The sequence below is a fragment of the Paenibacillus nasutitermitis genome, assembly GCF_014641075.1.
In the GTDB taxonomy this organism is placed as follows: Bacteria; Bacillota; Bacilli; order Paenibacillales; family Paenibacillaceae; genus Paenibacillus_Z; species Paenibacillus_Z nasutitermitis.
Window position 1 is genome coordinate 1,723,099 of the sequence record NZ_BMHP01000001.1, and the last position, 20,449, is coordinate 1,743,547.

Consider the following 20,449-nt stretch of genomic DNA (forward strand, 5'->3'; position numbering starts at 1 on the left):
AATGCTGCCGGGTGGGATGAAAGGGGTTTTTAGGTTTTTACCTTTCCATATAAGCAGGCGTAGATGAGAAAAAAGCACAAGGGCGCTTATGTCCAGAGAGCAGAGGGAAAGCTGGAACCTTTGCCGTAATCCTTTGTGTGATGTCCTCTCGGAGCCGTTGACCGAAAACCCGGAATCACGAGGATTCAGGCGAGTAGGCTCAACCGGAAGTGGCACACGTTATCGTGCCGCAGGCAAGGTGAACCCTTGCCTCATGAGGCCGGAGACCGCAAGATCTTTGGCAAATCAGGGTGGTACCGCGAAAATGAACCCCTTTCGTCCCTTAATCCAGGCAGAATACTGCCGGAAGGGATGAAAGGGGTATTTTTTATATCTGGAGGAGGATTTCAAATGGATAATCTGTCAACCACACCGTCTACCAGCCAGACGGGCGCAGCAATCGGGGAACGTATTACAGGATCGGAGGCTTTGCTGCGCGGCCTGCTGAATGAAGGCGTGGAATGTGTATTCGGCTACCCGGGGGGCAATGTGCTTTATATTTATGATGCCATGGTCGGCAATCCGGATTTCAAGCATCTGTTGACCCGGCATGAGCAGGGGGCGATTCACGCAGCGGACGGCTATGCTAGATCAACCGGGAAGGTTGGGGTTTGCATCGCAACGTCCGGTCCGGGTGCAACCAATCTGGTCACGGGAATCGCAACCGCCTATATGGACTCCGTGCCGCTCGTCATCATCACCGGCAATGTTCCGACAACGGTTATGGGCTCGGATGCCTTCCAGGAGGCGGATATTATCAGCATTACGATGCCGATCACCAAACATAGTTACCTGGTACGCGATGCAAAGGAGCTGCCGCGGATTATCCATGAGGCGTTCCATCTTGCAGGTACCGGGAGGCGGGGACCGGTATTGATCGATATCCCCAAGGACGTATCCAATCAACAAATCAGCTATACACCGTCCGACTTGCAGATAAATTTGCGCGGTTATCAAGGCGTTCCTGCCCCCAACCGGGATGACATCATTGAACTGCTTCAGGCTGTTGAGGGTTCCGAGCGGCCGGTCCTTATTGCCGGTGGCGGGGTTATTTACTCGGACGCTTCCGCAGAGCTGTTGGAATTCGCTGAGAAAACGCAGATTCCGGTCGCAACGACACTGCTCGGTCTGGGCGGTTTCCCCAGCTCCCATGAGCTGTGGATGGGCATGCCGGGCATGCACGGAACCTATACGGCGAATATGGCGATTCAGCAGGCCGATCTGATTATATCCATTGGCTCGCGTTTCGATGACCGGATCACGATGAAGCTGGAAGGATTTGCCCCGCAGGCCAAGAAAATAGCCCATATCGATATCGATCCTGCCGAAATCGGCAAGAACATTCCAACCGACATTTCCTGTGTTGGCGATATCAAGGCCGTGCTTGCCCTGGCCAATAAAACAGCGAGGCCAGCCCAATCTGCCGGCTGGATCTCAGATATGCACAGCAGTAAACGCACATATCCGCTTCGATATGACAATGATGACAGCGGGCTGAAACCGCAGTTTGTCATCGAGATGATCAGCGAAACGACAAACGGTGAAGCCATCATTACCACAGATGTCGGTCAGCACCAGATGTGGACCGCGCAATTCTATCAATTCAAGCATCCCCGGTCCTTGCTCACCTCGGGAGGGCTTGGCACGATGGGATTCGGTTTTCCTTCCGCCATGGGCGCGCAGATCGGCAATCCTGACAGGCTCGTCGTATCCATCAACGGCGACGGCGGGATGCAAATGTGCGCACAGGAGATGGCTGTATGCGCCATTCATCAGCTTCCGGTCAAAATCGTTGTGATCAACAACCAGGTGCTTGGCATGGTCAAGCAATGGCAGGAATTGATTCATGAGCAGCGTTTCAGCCACATTGAACTGGCCGGGAGCCCGGACTTTGTCAAGCTTGCTGAAGCCTACGGCATCAAGGGGCTTCGCGCAGCAACCAATGAAGAGGCTGTCCGCGTCTGGCAGGAGGCGCTCGACACACCTGGGCCCGTGCTTGTCGAGTTTGTAGTTCCTAAGGAAGAGAAGGTATATCCCATGGTATTCAGCGGCATGACATTAGATCAAATGGTATTGGGGGAATTTCAATGATTAAGCAGCATTCCATCTCTGTTCTGGTTCAGGATCAGCCCGGCGTTCTGCTGCGTGTATGCGGCTTGTTCAGCCGCCGCGGCTTCAACATCGACAGCATTACGGTAGGGAGCAGCGAAGAGAACGGATTATCGCGGATGATTATCCGGACCACTGGCGATCTGCGGACAATGGAGCAGGTGGAAAAACAGCTGAACAAGCTTATAGATGTCATTCGCGTCGTTCACTTGAGTGCAAGCCCGATGGTCGCCCGGGAGCTCGCCTTGATTCAGGTGAAGGCGGAACCGGACATCCGTCCTGAAATTATGGGCATCGTCTCCACATTCCGGGCATCGGTTGTGGATATCGGACATAACATTATGATGATCCAGGCAGACGGCAGTACGGAGAAAATGAATGCCATCGTTCAAATTCTAGAGCCCTATGGAATTCTTCAGGTGTCTCGAACCGGCACGATTGCGATGACACGCGGTTAACCGATTGGAATGATTGATGGAGAGGTCAGCCATCGAGAGCATGGCTGACCTCCATACTAAACTTTTCCTAGCGCGGCAAAAAGGAACTTTAGTGGTCATGTCGAATGGATTAGGTACGACTTTTCAAGTGCAGAAGGGGGAATTTTCAGGCTCGACCGGAAGCAGATCTTCCACTATTCTTTTAGGAGGCTGTGAACATGGAAACGACATCCTTTACTTTGACCAGTCAGCAAAAAAGGTTCTTTGATACGTTTGGTTATTTGGTATTCAGAGGCTTGATGGCCGACCGCATCGATGAAATCACGACTGAATTTGAATCCGTTTTCAGGAAAAACGGAGGCAATTATAACGGCAAGGAGCATGATTTCAAGAAAACCTCGACGATTGTTGCGTTTATCGGGCAGAGCGAGAAGCTGTCTTCCCTGCTGGATGATGAACGCGTAAGAACGATATGTTCTACTCTGCTAGGGGATGATTATAATTATCTGACGAGCGCCGGCAATAAATATGTTAGCACCACCGGTTGGCATTCGGATACGACCATGGATACCAAATGGCCCGGAAATCTGAAAAGCATTAATCTTTCGTTTTATCTGGATCCGGTAACCAAAGAGACCGGCGCACTGCGCGTCATCCCCGGCAGCCATTATATCGGCGATGAGTTTACCGAGCTGCTGAAGGAGGATTTCAAGAGAAGCGATCTGAGGGAGCTATGGGGTATCGACCGCGAAGAGGTGCCTTCCGTTCCGATCGATATCCGCCCCGGCGATCTGCTCGTATTCAACAATTATATGAAGCATGCCTCATTTGGCGGTGGCAACAACCGCAGAGTAATGCTTATTAACTTCTCCAGACGTTATCCGGCGGACAGACTGGATGAACTTCGTGAGTATGTGAGCACATTTGCGCCCTACTGGGTGGAGGAGCTTCACGGCGAGGAAATGCTGCGAACGGCAGGACCGGAGCGGATGAAGCATTTGCAGCAAATCCAGGAGAATCAGGATCATCTGCCAGAGCTTGCCCGCAAGGCCAAGGCGGAAGCTTTGGGCAAGAACGGCGGTTAGAGAGGGAGCAAGCCTGAACCACGACTAATGGTTCGACGAGATGAAATATTTAATTAATCCTGCCTGAGTAACCGGGGAGGATTTTTTTGGTTTTTTTGAGAGTATGAGAAATTGATTCCTGTGTCCATGCCTCTGATAGGTGATATAATATTTTAGATAGCAGCCTGAACATCAATTGGAGTTCGTTTAATCCGTATTGCGCCTACGAAAAATCTAATCAGACCCGTTAGCCTCTCTTTTACCGGCCCTGTTTTGCCGATAATTTAAGAGCAGTGTTCTTTCGCGGCGAAATAAATCTTCAACTAAGATGGTGACCGGGAATGAGTTTATTATTGGATAAGAACACAATCTTCATCTCGCTTATTGCAGGGCATCTTTTTACCCTCGTTCTGATTAGCGCGTATCGGTTCAAGCAGCCATCCGACTCCACGATCAATATGTTTTTCGCAGCAAAATGGGTGCAAGCAATCGCTTGGCTTATTCTTATTCTGTCCGGCGGTCTAACCGGGGTACTAACGATTTCTCTGTCCAATGCGCTCTTATTTGCAGGAGCTTCTATGGAAACCGCCGCTCTGCTGATGCTGCAGAAAGGCTTTAACCGGAAAGTAAAGAATCTTTATATTGCCATTACCGCCTTTAATATCATTAGCTTTCATATGGTAATACTTTTCAATAATGTTGAAAGCGTGAGGATCTCGGTTGCCTCATTCAGCTTATCCATCGTTTTTATTCTGCCGGCAGTCCGAATGGTCAGAGAGCGAAGCTTTTCTCCGCTGATTAGAATGATGGGTTGTCTCTATTTTATTGTTATTTTGTCTCTGATCGGCAGATCTGTCCTTGCCCTTTACTCCGATCAAAATATGGGCTTGTTTACGCCAAGCATCTACCAGACCCTGACCTTTCTGTCCCTGTATCTGATCATGATCCTGGACAACACCGGTTTTGTGCTGCTTTCAAAGGAACGGGCGGAGAAAGAGCTACTGCATGCGGCCAGCTATGACGACCTCACGGGCATCTTTAACCGCAGAACCTTTGTGCTGCGCGCGAAACAATGCCTGAAGAAATACGTTTCCAGGAAACAGCCCGTTTCCCTGATATTATTTGATGTCGATCAATTCAAAAGCATTAATGACACCTACGGCCATGATGCGGGCGATCAGGTGTTAAAGGATCTGACTGTACGGATTGGCAGCTTGCTAAGTCCGGACGATCTGTTTGGCCGATACGGGGGGGACGAATTCTGTATTCTGCTTCCCGGGAGAAATGATTTTGAATCGGGTGAATTTGCCGAACGGATCAGAGAGAGTGTCGAATACGCCGGATCCGATGGATCAGACAGGTCCTATACCATCAGTCTGGGCGTGATTACCGTTATTCCCGGAGTGGATACCCAATTGGAGAATTTATATACGTCATGCGACATAGCGCTCTATAATGCCAAGAAAAGCGGCAGAAATCTTGTATCCCGCAGCACTGGCTGACTCAGGCAGTGCTTATAACCAATAGCCACCGGCTGATCCGGCCTGTCCTCAAGTATGGCTGGCAGATCCCCCGAATCCTGCAGGAATGATTAAGATTAAAACAGGCAGTATCCAGAGAAGTATTTTTGTGTTACGATAAACGGGAACAAATGTTCCTGAATGTGGATTCTAATTGTTTATCGGGGAGGATGCATCAATGGCTTTTGAACGATACGCAGAAATAGACGAGGTGATTAAATACATTCATCAGAACATCTATGATCCGCTCCCATTATCCGCTTTAGCCGGACATGCGGCTTACAGCCCTTACCATTTTGCCCGGCTATTCAAAGAAAGAATGGGCTTATCGCCTTTGTATTATGTGTCAGCGCTGCGGCTTCAGAAAGCCAAAGACCTGCTGCTTCGCACGAATATGAGCATACGTGATGTTGGCTTGGAGATCGGTCAGCAGAGTCTGGGTACGTTCACCACCCGGTTTACAGAAAAGGTAGGTATGACGCCATCCGAGTTCCGTAACTCCGAGCCTCTGGCGGATCATCATTTTCATTCTTTGCAAAGGCTTGGGCAATGGAATGCCGACTTTCCCGCCAACGGGAGGCAGGACCAAATATCAGGTACGGTGCATGCGGAGGTGCCGTTTGAAGGCATCATCCTGATCGGTCTGTTTGCCAAACCCATTCCGGAGGGACTGCCTCTGTATGGGACATTGCTTTCGTCGCTAGGCGATTTCTGTTTCACAGATGTGAAGCCAGGCATCTACTATTTGATGGCGACCTCGGTCTCGTGGGGAATGAAAGCAGCGGATTTTATGCTCACGGAAACCACATTGCGCACACGTTCAAGAAATCCGCTATTTGTTGGACCCCATTCCATCGTCCCTCATCAGCAAGTCATGCTGCACGAGCCCCGTCTGGACGATCCTCCGATTCTTATCTCGCTTCCGGTGCTGATGAATAATTTTCTCAGCAAAGTGCTGCCGGGTATCAAACGACAACAAACACCCTGACTACAGCAGCTTCGCATTTGAGTTGAATCGATATTTAATTTATTTTGATGGATATTTAATAATAGGTTATAATTAGCAGGATTAATTATAACGAGTAAGAGAAGAAATCAGCTTTGCTTGCACAGGATCAAACCTTCTGAAAACAAGTCTCATTGCAGCTTCTCTCCAGAATGGCTTATTCAACCAAGGCGGACTTCTTGAATGATCTCTTACAGCATGGAGAACAGCATGAAAAACCTACATACCTTATTGGAATTGGCAGACGCCGTTATCATTACCGATGCGGATCATAGAATTATTGCGGTGAACCATGCCTATGAAACGATTACGGGTCATTCATCGAAATCCATAATCGGCAAGAAAGCCGGGATTTTGCGCACTCCATACACCCCCAAGGAAACTTACGCGGAGATGAAAGAAGCCCTGAGCCAAGGTGCCTCCTGGTCGGGCGTGTTTACGAATTATAAACGGAATCATGAATTATGGAATTCCTCTATAACGATCACTCCGTTTGTTTGTGATAACACAACCTACTATGTTGGTGTATTCCGGGAACTGGAGCAGCTTCAAAGGGGACATTATCTGGATGAAGGTCGTGTTGGCAATATTCAGTCATCCTTGCTGAAGGTACTTGCCATTTCCTGCGAAATCCGCGACCCCGGGATTGAATCTCATCTATCCAGCGTTCAGCAGATGACCGAATGGCTTGTAGTCAGGCATAACCAACGGGTGGCAACCGATCTGTCGGAAGAAGCTTTGGCACATATCGCCCATTCCAGCATCCTGCATGATATCGGTAAATCCGGCATCCCGGAAGGGATACTCTATAAACCCGGACCTCTGGCCAGCTATGAACGAACGATTATTGAGATGCATACGCAGATTGGCCTGGATATCGTGGACAAAATTTTCCGCGAGCTGGACGACGAGCTTTTCAAGAAAGAGCTGAACATCGCCAAAAATATTATTTTGCATCACCATGAAAAATGGGACGGGTCGGGGTATCCGCATCGGCTGCAAGGGGAGAACATTCCATTGGAAGCACGGATCGTCAGCGTCGTGGATGTGTTCGATGCTCTCATATCCAAACGTCCCTATAAAGAAAAATGGAGCATCGAGAAGGCCATCCATTATTTGGTCGAACAAAAAAGCATCCATTTTGACCCTGAAGTGGTCGATTCTTTCGTTACTCTATATGAAGAAGGGACCCTATCGCCTCCTGAAAGTTAAGAGCCCGCGCTCATGCCTGTTTTCCCGCGGATGCCCTGCAGCCAGAAAACGACGGAAAACACGATTACGCAAGCCAAAGCCACGATAAAATTATAGAAGAACACGCTTCGCATGCCAATCGCTTCACTGGCTATCCCTCCCGAAATACTGCCGATGATGCGGGCAATGCCCAGGCTGAGCAGGCCGTTGAACGTTTGACCGCTTGCCTTCAGCTCTATCGGTACTTCCTTGTTTATTATTGTTACCATTGTGACAGACAACACTATAAAGATTAGTCCATGCAGCGCTTGAACCGGGAGTGTCCAATAAGGATTTTCGATTACAGAGAACAAATACCAGCGAAGAGCAGCAGCTGCGCCTGCACCGAGCAGAATATATGGAATCTTGATATGCTTGAAAATTCTCTGCGACAAAAGAAGGAAAGGTACCTCGCTCAGCGAAGAAATTACCATTGACCAGCCAAGCCACGCATTATCCCCGCCCAATTCCTTGAAATACAAAGGGAAAAAAGCATAATAATACCCCAATGTTATCTGCAGAACAAAATTGGCCCCCATATAGATCATAAGTGTCTTGTTTTTTAGAAGCACCCATATTCGCATCTTCCGACCTTTGGATTGATGTCCTTCAATGATTGGAAAACGCAGAACAAGCAGGAAACAAACGGCAAGAATAGCCGCATAGATGAAAAACATCAAGTCAATGCGTTTCTGGGCTACGAGTCCGAATAAAATAGACATGATCGCAAAGCCGACCGTTCCGCCCAGCCGGATATGACTGTAGTTTCCCCGTTTTCGTTTATCCAGTTCTTCCAGCGTAATGGCATCGCTCACGGCAAAGATCGAGGCCTGGAAGAAGGTGAATACACAAATCATGATCAGAAGATAGACGAATTGATTGGACAAGGGGTAGAGCAGCATCGAAATTCCGCTTCCGGCGATGAGCAGCAGCAGGATGCTGTTCTTGGTTCTTGCGCGGTCGCTCAAGGTACCCCAAAGCGGCTGTGCCAGGATCGCGATCAGCGGTCCCAGGCTCAGGAGGGTGCCAATTTGTGATTGGGAGAACCCGACATGCTGGAAGTAAAGGGGGATAAAGGTGCCGTAGACGGCATTGCTCATATAAATAAATACGTAGAAAAAGAGAAAATAGGCAAGATTGACTGGCATGTGATCCATCCTCTGGTCTTTAGTGTGGGTATCGGTGTACAAGAGAGCTACTAACAGTAGTTCTATGCCAGGTATAAGATTCCTCTCCAATATTGCGCCAAATAGGAATGAAGGATTTTTCAATTTGCCGATCCTACTATGGAGCATGTCAGAAAGGTGATATCGGTATGGATGGCAATGGTGTTCGCAAGCAATGGGGCCAGCCTTTTATATTATCATAGAAAAATGTAAATAGGAGCTTACTAATGAAAAACAACCCGTTTCTCGCCAGGATGGCAGCGAAACGGGTTGTTTGTATGGGGAGCTACAGCACTCGGCGTGCGGTAACATATTTGCTTTTCCAATAAGAGGAGTTCATATTTGCGATGGATACGCCTTTGCTGCTGGAGCTTTGCAGGATCTTGCCGTCGCCGGCATAGATCGCCACATGGCTGATTCCCGCGCCGCCTGTACGGAAAAAAACGAGATCTCCAACACTTAGATATCCTTTGGCTACTTTTACTCCTTTAGATGCCTGTGCTGTAGAGGTGCGAGGAAGATTAACGCCGCTGCTCTTGAAGACATACTGGGTAAAGGATGAGCAATCGAAAGCGTATGTAATGCCGGCTGCTGCGCCGAAACGATAAGGAACGCCGAGATATTCGGTGCCGCTCTTTATGATGCTTTTTGCTTCAGGTGTGGCTGCATGTGCAGTTGGGGCCTGGTAGCCTGCTAGTATAGTCAGTCCGGCTGCAGCGCATAATGTCGTGACAATTTTCAGGAACGGTTTCTTCTTGAGATTCTTCATCATCATAATGTTCTGCTTTCCCTCCAACGTTTCGCTTTTGTTAACTGTTACTACTATAGCACAGCTTTTTTTTGGGCTGAGTTTCCAAAAAGAAAGCAATGCCAATAGCTCCGCTGGGGGACAGACATTTCTGAGAAATTGATTATAAAACTCTCATGATGGTTTATTAGCAATCTCCAGAGGGCATCCGGAACATTGCCTGATGCAAAACAAGGCAGCAGCCAGGATTGTGTGCTTAACGGGCGGGAAGCTGTTATTCGAACCTGCATTCAAAAAAGGGCCAACGGCGACGACTCAACCGGAGGCCATACATTACGTTCATTGTGGAGCCGTTTATTCGTTAAGTCCGGTCCAGAATCGTTTGGAATGTTGTTCTGTCGCAGCTTTGCACCAGCTTAATGAGCAGTTCCTTCGCAGCGGCATAATCATCGATATGGAGGATCGAAGCGGATGTATGAATATACCGTGCACAAACGCCAATGACGGCAGAAGGAATACCGATCCCTTCCAGATGAATCTGCCCGGCATCCGTACCGCCAGCGGAGAAGAAAGGCTGAACGGGAATACGGTGCGTGGAGGCCGTATCACGGACGAACTCCAGCATGCCGCGATGGGTAATCATCGTCGGATCGTAAATGCGCAGCAGCGCTCCCGAACCTAAGTGTCCGAATGCCTGACGGTCGCCGGTCATATCGTTTGCAGCACTGGCATCAAGTGCGAATAGCAAATCCGGCTTGATCATCCGTGCCGCAGTCCGTCCGCCCCGAATACCGACCTCTTCTTGAACGGTCGAGCCAGCGTATAGCACATTAGGCAGCTGGGTTCCCTGCAGTTCCTTCAGCAATTCAATGGCTAATCCGACGCCATAGCGGTTATCCCAGGCTTTAGCCATAATCTTCTTCGGGTTGGCAAGAGGCGTGAAGGGACATACAGGCAGAGCAGGCTGGCCCAGCCTGATTCCAAGCTTTTCTGCTTCAATTCGATTGTCCGCCCCAATGTCGATGTACATTTGTTTGATATCCAGGGGTTTGCCGCGTGCGGCTTCATCAAGCAGATGAACGGGAGTCGTGCCGATAACACCGGGTACCGGACCATTTTCTGTGATGACCTGAACTCGCTGTGCGGGCAATACCTGGCTGAACCAGCCGCCGAGCGTCTGGAATTTGAGCATCCCGGTTTCGGTAATACCATTGATAATGAAGCCAACCTCATCCATATGCCCCGCAACCATTACAACCGGTCCATTCGGGTCTCCTCTGACCACGCCGAATATGCTTCCCAGCCGGTCCTGCACAATTTCATCCGTATATTTACCCAGTTCCTTCCGCACAAACTCCCGCAGCTCACGTTCAAAGCCGGAAGCGGCTGGCATTTCAGTAAGCGTACGGAATAAAGCCAATGTTTCCTCATTCATGAATGGATTCACCTCATTTATATAGTAACGTTTTACTCTCTTGATTGTATGAAATTGGGTGCCCGCTGTCCAATTCAGCAAGTTGTAAGAAGCCATGGTAGAACTGGTGTGGCAAATGATACATAGCAGAAGGATGCAGCAGCCTTCGGATTCTTCAGCACGACAGAGATAAACAAATCCTTGAGAGCTTTTTTATTCATTTTATAAATGCCTTGGCCAAAAAAATCTGATATACTTTATAGGAAAAGGTGAGTATCGGGGATCAGATGCATTCTAGCGGGTAAAATGGCTCCTTTCGCAGTCTAATCTTAGCTTTATCAGTATAACTGATAGAACTTATAAGATCATACTAGTTGACCCGCTGTGCCTTGCTCTGCTAAGTTCAAGAGAGCGAAATTTGATTCATCATCTAAATGAATATCACTGCATGCTAACGAGGTGGAAACTTGGTGGAATTTCAAGTAAACAACAGTCCTTTTAATCAGGAACAATCAGAGCTTCTCAACCGTTTGCTGCCTTCGCTGACGGAATCTCAGCGTATCTGGCTAAGCGGATTTCTTGCGGCTTCCCAGGCAGGCGCTGCAATGGCAGCTGTTGCCGCAACTGCGGTGCAGGAAGCGCCGGCGGCAAGTCCCGCGCCGGTTATCTCCAAAGAAGTGACCGTTCTCTTCGGCTCACAGACAGGCAACTGCAACGGACTGGCAAAAAAACTGTCCAAAAAGCTGGAAGAGCAAGGTCTTCAGGTGACGCTTGCTTCAATGGCCGACTTCAAACCAAACAATCTGAAGAAGCTGCAAAACCTGCTGCTGCTCGTCAGCACGCATGGTGAAGGGGAACCGCCTGACAATGCGATATCCTTCCATGAATTCCTTCACAGCAAACGGGCACCTCAGTTGGAAGAACTGAGTTATTCCGTACTTGCGCTCGGTGACACGTCTTACGAGTTCTATTGTCAAACAGGCAAAGATTTCGACAAGCGGCTGGAAGAGCTTGGCGGCAAACGCCTCGCCCCGCGCGTCGACTGCGATGTGGATTTCGATGAGCCGGCAGCGGAGTGGATGAATCTGGTCCTCGGCTCGCTAAGCTCTGCTTCTGCAGTCCCGGCGGCCGGAATCGCTCCGGGCGAGTCCGTTACTACTGCCACCGAATCCGATTATTCGCGGACGAATCCTTTCCAAGCCGAGGTTCTTGAGAATTTGAATCTTAATGGCCGCGGATCGGACCGTGAAACCCGCCATATTGAAATATCTCTTGAAGGGTCAAATCTGCAGTACGAGCCAGGAGACAGCCTGGGCATCTATCCGGAAAATCATCCCCGTCTTGTAGACGAGCTGATCGCCGCGATGGGCTGGAATGCGGATGAGTCTATAGCCGTCAACAAGAATGGCGAGCTTCGCTCACTGCGGGAAGCGCTGCTACGTCATTATGAAATTACCGTGCTGACAAAGCCATTATTCGAGCAGGTTGCCAAACATCCTTCCGGCGCTGCTCTGAATGAGCTGCTGGCCTCAGGACGCGAGCAGGAGCTTCGGACCTATCTGTCTGAAAGCGATTTGCTGGATCTGGTAACGGATTATTCATTAGCGGTTATTCCGGCGGGAGAGTTTGTTTCGTTCCTGCGGAAGATCCCATCGCGCTTATATTCCATCGCCAGCAGTCCCAAAGCCTTTCCAGACGAGGTTCACGTTACGGTCCGTTCGGTGCGTTACGAAGCCAAAGGCCGGGACCGTTACGGGGTATGTTCCGTTCAGCTTGCCGAGCGTGTTGAATCGGGCGACAGGCTGCCGGTTTATATTCAGCACAATTCAAACTTCAAGCTTCCCGAAAGTCCGGACACGCCGATCATCATGATCGGACCGGGAACGGGAGTTGCCCCGTTCCGTGCTTTCCTTGGTGAAAAAGAGGAGACAGGGGCCGCGGGTGAAACATGGCTGTTCTATGGCGACCAACATTTCTCCACCGATTTTCTGTATCAGATCGAATGGCAGCGTTGGCTGAAAGAAGGCGTACTGACACGACTTGATGTCGCGTTTTCGCGCGATACCGACAAGAAAGTGTATGTGCAGCACCGCATGCTTGAGAAGAGCCGGGAGCTGTACAATTGGCTTCAAAAAGGAGCATGCGTATACGTGTGCGGCGACGAGAAGAAGATGGCGCACGACGTTCATTCGACACTTGAAACGATCCTTCAGCAAGAGGGCGGCATGAGCCCGGAAGAAGCTTCCGAATATTTGCTCGGTTTACAGCAGCAGAAACGTTATCAGCGGGATGTATATTAGAAACGCGCCCAAAGATCGCGAGAGGAGATAGCAAGTATGGCACAAAATCAACTTCTTCACCCGCAAAATGCGCCTCACAGCGATGTGGAGGATATTAAGCGCAGAAGCAATTACCTGCGGGGAAGTCTTGAAGAAACATTGGAAAATGTAATTACGGGATCCATTCCCGAGGACGATAACCGCCTGATGAAATTTCATGGCAGTTACATGCAGGACGACCGTGATTTGCGCAACGAGCGGCACAAGCAGAAGCTTGAGCCCGCTTATCAGTTCATGCTGCGCGTCCGTGCCGCCGGCGGTGTCGTAACCCCGGAGCAATGGCTGATGATGGACCGTATCGCCCGCGAGAATGCGAATGGGACGATTCGCCTCACCACACGTCAATCGTTCCAGCTGCATGGCGTCATCAAGTGGAATATGAAGAAAACGATCCGGGAAGTCAATGATGCGCTGCTTAGCACGCTTGCCGCTTGCGGCGACGTGAACCGCAATGTCATGTGCAATCCGAATCCATATCAATCCGAAGTCCATTCTGAGGTGTATGACTGGGCCCGTAAGGTCAGCGATCATCTCGATCCCAAGACGAGGGCGTACCACGAGATCTGGCTGGATGGCGAAAAGATTTTGGACAGCCAGGATACCGGGGAAGAGGTGGAGCCGATCTATGGCCCAGTCTACTTGCCGCGCAAGTTCAAAATCGGTATGGCTGTGCCTCCATCCAATGATGTCGATGTATTCTCCCAGGATCTGGGTTATATTGCGATTATTGAAGACGGCAAGCTGAAAGGCTTCAATGTATCGGTTGGCGGGGGAATGGGAATGACTCACGGCGATCCCAAAACCTATCCGCAGATTTCACAGGTTATCGGATTTTGTACACCGGAGCAAATGATCGAGGTGGCCGAGAAGACCGTTATGATTCAACGGGATTATGGCGACCGTGCCGTGCGCAAGCATGCACGTTTTAAATATACGATCGACGACCGCGGTATTGAGTGGTTCGTTAATGAACTGCACCAGCGGCTGGGCTGGAAGCTCCAGGATGCGCGTGCCTACCATTTCGATCATAATGGCGACCGTTACGGTTGGGTGAAGGGCAGCAATGGCAAATGGCATTTTACGCTCTTTATCCAGAATGGCCGAATTAAGGACGAAGACGGTTATCAGCTGATGACAGGCTTAAGGGAAATCGCCAAGGTGCATAACGGAGATTTCCGTCTTACGGCTAACCAAAACCTGATCATTGGCAATATAAGCACCTCCAAGAAGAAAAGAATCGAAGGACTTATCGCACAGTTCGGACTTACGGATGGGGATCATCATTCAGCCCTACGCAGAAGCTCCATGGCCTGCGTAGCGCTGCCGACCTGCGGCCTTGCGATGGCCGAATCGGAACGTTATCTCCCTTCGCTGATCGACAAGATGGAGCCGATGCTGGAAGAAGCGGGACTGCGGGACAAAGAAATTGTTATCCGCATGACCGGCTGTCCGAATGGCTGCGCGCGCCCGATGCTGGCGGAAATTGCTTTTATCGGCAAAGCGCCGGGCAAATACAACATGTATTTGGGCGGCGGACATACCGGCAACCGGCTGAACAAGCTGTATAAGGAAAATATCGGCGAAACCGAGATTCTGGATACACTGAAGCCGATGGTGAATCAGTATGCGAAAGAACGCCAGTCAGGCGAGCATTTTGGCGATTTCGTCATTCGTGCCGGATTTGTCAAGGAAGTTCACCGTGGGCAAGACTTTCATTCCTGATAGATAAGTATCCAATCCAGGCCAGACAAGACGATCCCTGAAATGTGGGCGGTCGTCTTGTTTTTTTGTATAAGCTGCCATTGAAGGAGCCACATGTCGTTCATAAACAATCTATTGATAGAGGATGTTAATCCATGTAGCTACAATATGGAGGTGCTCATTATGAAAATGGAAGACAGCATCTGGTCATTGCTGGAAGAAGTGATCGATCCCGAATTGGGTGTCAATATTGTGGATTTGGGACTTGTTTATGATGTGCTGGTGGATGCCAACAGGCAGGTCAGGATCACGATGACCTTAACCATCCCGGAGTGCCCATTAGCCGATGAGATTGTGGACCAGGTTAAGAATGCCGCTTCACAGGTTCCAGGTGTGGAAGGCGTCGATGTGAATCTTGTATGGGAACCGAAATGGACACCGGCAAAAATGAATGATGCGGCCAGAGAAGAATTTCGAGCCCGCCAAACGATGACGCCATAAATGAATCCGCATCTGTCGCAGGAATAAATCGTCCATTTCCGTTTGTGTTTGTCATATCTTATATTGCTGTTGCAGGGAAGTTCCCCTTATAATAAATCATATCTCAATGATGTAAGGGGTGGTTCATATTCCAATTGATTTTTTTATCAAGGTTACGTTTTCACTTTTTTTGGGTTTGCTGATTGGAATCGACCGTCAGTTGAAACATAAACCCCTTGGTTTGAAAACCTGTATGGTTATTTCAGTGGCGAGCTGTCTCGTTACGGTGATCTCAATTGAGTCCATTGAGAAATTCCACAATTTGGCATTGACCAATCGGGACCCGATGCGACTGGCTGCTCAAATTGTCAGCGGTGTCGGTTTCCTGGGTGCGGGTGTTATTCTGAGAAGAAATAACGATGTCATATCGGGACTGACATCAGCGGCCATGATCTGGGCGGCATCCGGAATCGGTATCGCAGTAGGAGCGGGCTTTTACTGGGAAGCTTCGTATTCCGTATTCATTATCATCCTTGCCGTAAATGTACTTCCTTTTCTGATCCGGCTCATCGGTCCAAAAAAACTAAGCCACAAAGATATTTCAGTTAAGCTGATTGTGGATCCGAGCTGCGACGTGACGCAGATCATTATGAATATTGAAAGCGATCAAGAGCTCGCCAGAAAAAAGGGACTGGATATCCGTCATATTAAGTTGAAGGATCTGGAATCCGGAAACCGGCAAATCAGTCTGATTTTATCAGCGACACACAAACATTATGTTACAGAAGTGTACAAAGTAGTCAAACAAACAGAAAACGTGCTGACTGTCGAGATCGAGGAACTCTAGACCTTCGCATAATACAGCGATGTTCTACGGATATTAATCGAAGGACCAAAGACAAGGGAGGGACTCCAATTGGCGAAACAACAAGGGCATGCTTCACAGAATACGACAACGCGTACCTCTGATAAAAAAGGAAAAAAAGGCGGAGATAAATAATAGCCTGAATTTCCAAGAATTATAAAAACCCCCTGGTTTATTTTCCTAATAAACCAGGGGGTTTTTCAGCGAACAGTATAATCTGGCAGTCAAGCAGTTCAGCGGCGGTACGGGGCTGTTCAGCTTTGAGCTCCATGGCGGCGCCGCAGCGGTGGAGCGGTTTATGGACAGCCTGCAAATTTTCAAGATCGGTGTTAACTGGGGCGGCTATGAAAGTCTGGTTTATTCGCCGGGCTTGGGGATTCATCCCGCGCAGACAACGAGGACCGAGTATGAGACGAGGCTGGAGCATACGATCAGGTTGTCCGTCGGGCTTGAGGAAACAGCAGATTTGATGGAAGATGTGTTTCAAGCGTTGGACTGTATTTAAGGTTGTACAGTCACAGACAAGAACAGTCCGCTGATTTTCAGACGGGAGAAGAGGCAGGGGCAATAGGCTCCTGTCTTTTGGCGTTTGTTATGGCTCTTTGCGGCCCTTGCATGAGCCGGATCGTAACCGTTAGTAAACAAATGTACCTGAATGTAAAAACAAGTGTATAGATGAGGTGTACGCTTACCCGTATAATTTACAAGACAGAATGATAGAGAGTCCGGGGGAGGAATTAAACTTGTCGATAAAGCCGTTCGGCGTTGAGATTATAAACGGGCCGCAGCATTGGGCGATAATACAGCAGCAGCAAGGCAAAGGGACGATTCAGCTGACGGGAATCTCCTCCGTCATGGAGGGTGATGTTCCGGTATCAGCCCAAGTATATGCCCGCTTAGTTATGGAGGACGGCACTGGAGACGTTGTATCCTGGACGCGCTGCCTAATGGGCGACCGCGGCGCATGGAAGCTACTATTAACGGATATTCCCGCCGGAGGCCTGTACCGGCTGGAGACCTGCCTTCGGCTTGAGGAACGGCAGCCAATGGAGCTGGCGACGCGCGGCGATATGATTCATCATATCGGGGTAGGCGACATCTGGGTGATCGCCGGTCAAAGCAATGCCGCAGGTTACGGCCGTGGAGCCGTTAGCGATCCGCCGATGCTGGGCGTTCATCTGCTGCGCCATAACGGAAAATGGGATCTGGCTACCCATCCTTTCAACGAATCGACGCAAACCCGGCAAAGCTTGAATGGAGAACCGGTCAATCCGGGCCATTCTCCTTATCTTGCTTTTGCCAAGCAGGTCAGGGAGGAAACCGGCATTCCGATCGGTCTTCTGCAGACGGCACTTGGCGGTTCTCCGCTGTCCAGATGGAATCCGGATGAGGAGGGAGATTTGTACCGGAATATGATGAATGTCATTGAATCGGCCGGAGGTAGCGTGAGAGGGATGTTATGGTACCAGGGATGCAGCGATTGCGATGAAGGGAATGCCGCGTCCTACCTGGATCGATTTTGTCGTATGGCGGAATACTGGCGATCGGAACTTTGCAATAAGAAGCTGCCCATACTTACCGTGCAGTTAAATCGCAACGCAGGATATGCGGAGGGGGAGGAAGGCAACCACGGATGGGGAAAGGTGCGTGATGCTCAGAGAATGGCAGCGATGAAGCTGGATCAGGTCTATGTTGTGCCTTCACTCGACAGTCCGCTGTCGGATATCATTCATAACAGCCCGGCGGGCAATTTACTTCTCGGAGGCAGACTGGCAAAGATGGCTGTGGCAGGGGTATACGGAAAAGCCGTACCGCCTCGCGCGCCAAATATTATCAAAGCGGAGGTTGGCCGAAGTCTTAGGGAGGGGAAGCTGACGGTATTGCTGGAGTTCGGGGATGTAGCTGGCGAGCTGTTTGCCGTTGGACCCGGGGAGCGGATATTCAGCATCCATGACGAAGCAGGGGTTGAAGGGGTTGCCCAGTGGCGTATCCTGGATAAGAACAAGGTGGAGCTAGCCCTTCCCCGCACCTTGCAGGGAGCAGCCTGCGTTCACGGTTATTATGAAGCGAATCCTTCGGCTTTTCCGATTTTGGATACGGGAACCTATATGCCGATGCTCGCATTTTACGGCGTAGCAATCCAACAAGAAGATAAGGGTGAATGAATATGTCGAAATTTGCATATATGCTGCGTTTCACATTGCAGCCGGGGCATCTGGTAGAGGAGCGTCTGGAAGAATTAGCGGCTTTTTGCCAAAAGGGGAGAATCGATGATGTGATGTTTTTTATCGCTCCCTTAAATCTCAATCATATCGAGATGGAGGAAGCCAGGCGCTGGATGGAGACGATCGCAAAAGCGCAGCAGCGGCTGAAATCCATTGGGGTAACGACCTCTATCAATCCCTTGAATACGCTGCTTCATGATTCCGCGGGCAATATATTGCCTGCAGACCGCAGCTTTCAACTGATGGTTGATCCCAGCGGCAATCAATCCTCCGTTGCGGTATGTCCGCTCTGCCCGGAATGGAGAAGCTATATAACCGGAATGTATGCCTTTTACGCAACCCTGCAGCCTTATTCATTGTGGGTGGAGGACGATTTTCGATACCATAATCATGGACCGCTCGAATGGGGCGGCTGCTTCTGCGAAGCACATTTGCGGGAATTTGCCCGTCAGGCAGGAGTAGCTTCAATTACGCGCGAGGAGTTTGTCCGGGGCATGCTGGCGGACGGGGAGCCGCATGAATTCCGGAGGATCTGGCTGAACACTTGCCGGAAAACGCTCGTGGAGTTGGCGCAAGCCATAAGCGAAGCGGTGCACCGCGTATCGCCGGATACCCGGATCGGCCTGATGACCAGCGTCCCGGCAGCACATGCCGCCGAAGGGCGGGACTGGCATGGTTTGATGGAAGCGTTCGACGGGAAGAATCCCGCTATCATTCGGCCCCATTTGCCAGCTTATATGGAAACGAGCGGAATTAAGTATGCCTGGGAGTTTAATGCGGTGTCGCGACTTACGGCACCCCTTATTCCTGATCGTACCGAAATTTACCCGGAACTGGAGAATGTGCCGTATACGTCCTATTCCAAATCCAGGCGATTTCAGCAATATCAGCTGGAGACGGCATTGCTGCTCGGCAGCCGCGGAATAACCCTGAATATCATTGACATGGTGGGCAATGGTTTATACCCGGAGGAGAAAACAGCGGAGTGGCTGGATGCGGAGAAGGATTTTTTGAATGCGGTAGCTTCGCTCCGTATTCAGGCAAGTCAAGGTGAGGGAGTGCAGGTGCTGGTGAACGATCAATCCTCCTGGTATTTGCACACAACCAATCAGCGTGGTATGGAAGCGCTTTATCCGCGGGAAACCTATTGGGCGAGTCTGCTGTCTGCTTATGGGATTGCAAATGAATATGCGGTTGATTGGCCGAAGAAGCCAGGTATCGTCGCATTATCCGGTCAGATTCTGCGCAGTTACAATGAGGAGAAAATTCGGGAGCTGTTTAAGAACCATTGCGTTTTGCTGGAAGGAGAAGCGGTTCATACGCTTTATTCCATGGGGCTGGGCTTCTTATGCGGAATGACCGGGGTAAAATGGCGCGAATTGCAGACGATCGAGCAAATCGTGAACGGCCGCGAATATTCGGGTACGAAAGAAGGACGTATGCGCCCTTATCTTACATTGGGTCATTGTCTGGATATACAATATGAACAAGGCTCTACAGAAGTCATCTCGCAAATTCTGGATACTGACGGGCAGGTGGTGTGCCCGGGTATGACGATTGTCAACAGCCGCATCTTCATATTGCCTTATGGGCAGGAGAGCCATCTGGGGACGCTGAATCCGATCCGTCGCGCAGTGCTGCAGGAATTCATCAGTCTGATGGGAGACAGACAGCCGTTAATGATTACGAGTTATTCCCCTCACTTGTCCGTTTATGAATTCCGCGGGTCAGCCACGCAGACGATTGCGATCGTAAATCATTCATTGGACGATAGGGAGGATATCGAGCTTGGTGGCATGGATCTGACTGACGAAAGCTGGGAATTATTCAGCCGCCTGCATCCGCACGGACGACGAATTGCACTGCAGAGCTCATCGAACAGGACGGTTGTTCCCTCTGCATTTCCTGCACTCTCGATGATTGTGCTGCACAAATCAATTGCAACCTAAGAGGGTGAAGTAAACAATTGTACATCGATGTAAAGTATAGTGTATAGAGATGTCATATAATGGACCGTATAATCAAATTATGAAAGATATTTGATATGTAATATAACATTATGAGTTATATTACATATTTCTCTTTCTTCAACATCATTTTGCAGGC

Annotated in this window: 16 protein-coding genes; 13 read left to right on the forward strand and 3 right to left on the reverse strand. The window is 49.7% G+C overall.

All coding sequences use genetic code 11. From position 1 onward, the window contains the following. The first annotated feature begins 390 nt into the window (after positions 1 to 390). The 6 genes from ilvB to IEY46_RS07390 all read left to right on the forward strand — a co-directional run bounded on the left by ilvB (position 391) and on the right by IEY46_RS07390 (position 7,387). The gene (gene ilvB / locus IEY46_RS07365) at positions 391 to 2,130 is read left to right on the forward strand and encodes a biosynthetic-type acetolactate synthase large subunit (RefSeq protein ID WP_188990551.1); all 1,740 of its coding nucleotides are present in this window, start codon (positions 391 to 393) and stop codon (positions 2,128 to 2,130) included. Next, a complete protein-coding gene (gene ilvN, locus IEY46_RS07370; protein ID WP_188990553.1) occupies positions 2,127 to 2,606 on the forward strand; it encodes an acetolactate synthase small subunit in 480 nt (159 codons plus the stop codon). Before ilvB ends, ilvN begins: the two co-directional genes overlap by 4 nt. A 197-nt stretch (positions 2,607 to 2,803) precedes the next feature. Beyond that, positions 2,804 to 3,670, forward strand: a complete 867-nt coding sequence (locus IEY46_RS07375) for a phytanoyl-CoA dioxygenase family protein (protein ID WP_188990555.1) — start codon at positions 2,804 to 2,806, stop codon at positions 3,668 to 3,670. Between the two features lie 320 nt (positions 3,671 to 3,990). Further along, positions 3,991 to 5,151, forward strand: coding sequence for a GGDEF domain-containing protein (locus IEY46_RS07380; protein ID WP_229750127.1), 1,161 nt, complete (start codon positions 3,991 to 3,993; stop codon positions 5,149 to 5,151). A 196-nt stretch (positions 5,152 to 5,347) separates the two neighbouring features. Then, positions 5,348 to 6,157 carry a helix-turn-helix transcriptional regulator gene (locus IEY46_RS07385; RefSeq protein ID WP_188990559.1) on the forward strand — a complete coding sequence of 270 codons (810 nt, stop codon included), beginning with the start codon at positions 5,348 to 5,350 and terminating at the stop codon, positions 6,155 to 6,157. A 228-nt stretch (positions 6,158 to 6,385) separates the two neighbouring features. Then, entirely contained in the window at positions 6,386 to 7,387 is a 1,002-nt protein-coding gene (locus tag IEY46_RS07390) for an HD domain-containing phosphohydrolase (RefSeq protein WP_229750128.1), read from the forward strand. Here IEY46_RS07390 and IEY46_RS07395 read toward each other — a convergent pair. From IEY46_RS07395 to IEY46_RS07405, 3 genes are all read right to left on the reverse strand, one after another. After that, positions 7,384 to 8,553: an MFS transporter gene (locus IEY46_RS07395; protein ID WP_188990561.1), complete on the reverse strand. Its 1,170-nt coding sequence runs from the start codon at positions 8,551 to 8,553 to the stop codon at positions 7,384 to 7,386. The two genes, IEY46_RS07390 and IEY46_RS07395, sit on opposite strands and share 4 nt — an antisense overlap. Positions 8,554 to 8,857: 304 nt before the next feature. After that, on the reverse strand, positions 8,858 to 9,346 hold the full coding sequence (locus IEY46_RS07400) for a C40 family peptidase (RefSeq protein WP_229750129.1): 489 nt from the start codon (positions 9,344 to 9,346) through the stop codon (positions 8,858 to 8,860). Positions 9,347 to 9,680: 334 nt separating this feature from the next. Beyond that, positions 9,681 to 10,754: a M42 family metallopeptidase gene (locus IEY46_RS07405; protein WP_188990563.1), complete on the reverse strand. Its 1,074-nt coding sequence runs from the start codon at positions 10,752 to 10,754 to the stop codon at positions 9,681 to 9,683. A 449-nt stretch (positions 10,755 to 11,203) separates the two neighbouring features. On the opposite strand from IEY46_RS07405, the gene IEY46_RS07410 reads away from it, so the two are divergent. From IEY46_RS07410 to IEY46_RS07440, 7 genes are all read left to right on the forward strand, one after another. Continuing rightward, positions 11,204 to 13,033 carry an assimilatory sulfite reductase (NADPH) flavoprotein subunit gene (locus IEY46_RS07410; protein WP_188990565.1) on the forward strand — a complete coding sequence of 610 codons (1,830 nt, stop codon included), beginning with the start codon at positions 11,204 to 11,206 and terminating at the stop codon, positions 13,031 to 13,033. 36 nt (positions 13,034 to 13,069) lie between these two features. After that, positions 13,070 to 14,794 carry an assimilatory sulfite reductase (NADPH) hemoprotein subunit gene (gene cysI, locus IEY46_RS07415; protein ID WP_188990567.1) on the forward strand — a complete coding sequence of 575 codons (1,725 nt, stop codon included), beginning with the start codon at positions 13,070 to 13,072 and terminating at the stop codon, positions 14,792 to 14,794. 162 nt (positions 14,795 to 14,956) lie between these two features. Beyond that, positions 14,957 to 15,274 (forward strand): metal-sulfur cluster assembly factor, encoded by a 318-nt coding sequence (locus IEY46_RS07420; protein ID WP_188990569.1) that lies wholly within the window; start codon positions 14,957 to 14,959, stop codon positions 15,272 to 15,274. Between the two features lie 127 nt (positions 15,275 to 15,401). Then, positions 15,402 to 16,100, forward strand: coding sequence for an MgtC/SapB family protein (locus IEY46_RS07425; protein ID WP_188991786.1), 699 nt, complete (start codon positions 15,402 to 15,404; stop codon positions 16,098 to 16,100). A gap of 235 nt (positions 16,101 to 16,335) precedes the next feature. Further along, positions 16,336 to 16,623, forward strand: coding sequence for a PLP-dependent transferase (locus IEY46_RS07430; RefSeq protein WP_188991788.1), 288 nt, complete (start codon positions 16,336 to 16,338; stop codon positions 16,621 to 16,623). Between the two features lie 238 nt (positions 16,624 to 16,861). Then, positions 16,862 to 18,283: a sialate O-acetylesterase gene (locus IEY46_RS07435; protein WP_188990571.1), complete on the forward strand. Its 1,422-nt coding sequence runs from the start codon at positions 16,862 to 16,864 to the stop codon at positions 18,281 to 18,283. Between the two features lie 2 nt (positions 18,284 to 18,285). After that, positions 18,286 to 20,292 carry a hypothetical protein gene (locus tag IEY46_RS07440; protein WP_188990573.1) on the forward strand — a complete coding sequence of 669 codons (2,007 nt, stop codon included), beginning with the start codon at positions 18,286 to 18,288 and terminating at the stop codon, positions 20,290 to 20,292. Positions 20,293 to 20,449 lie beyond the last annotated feature (157 nt).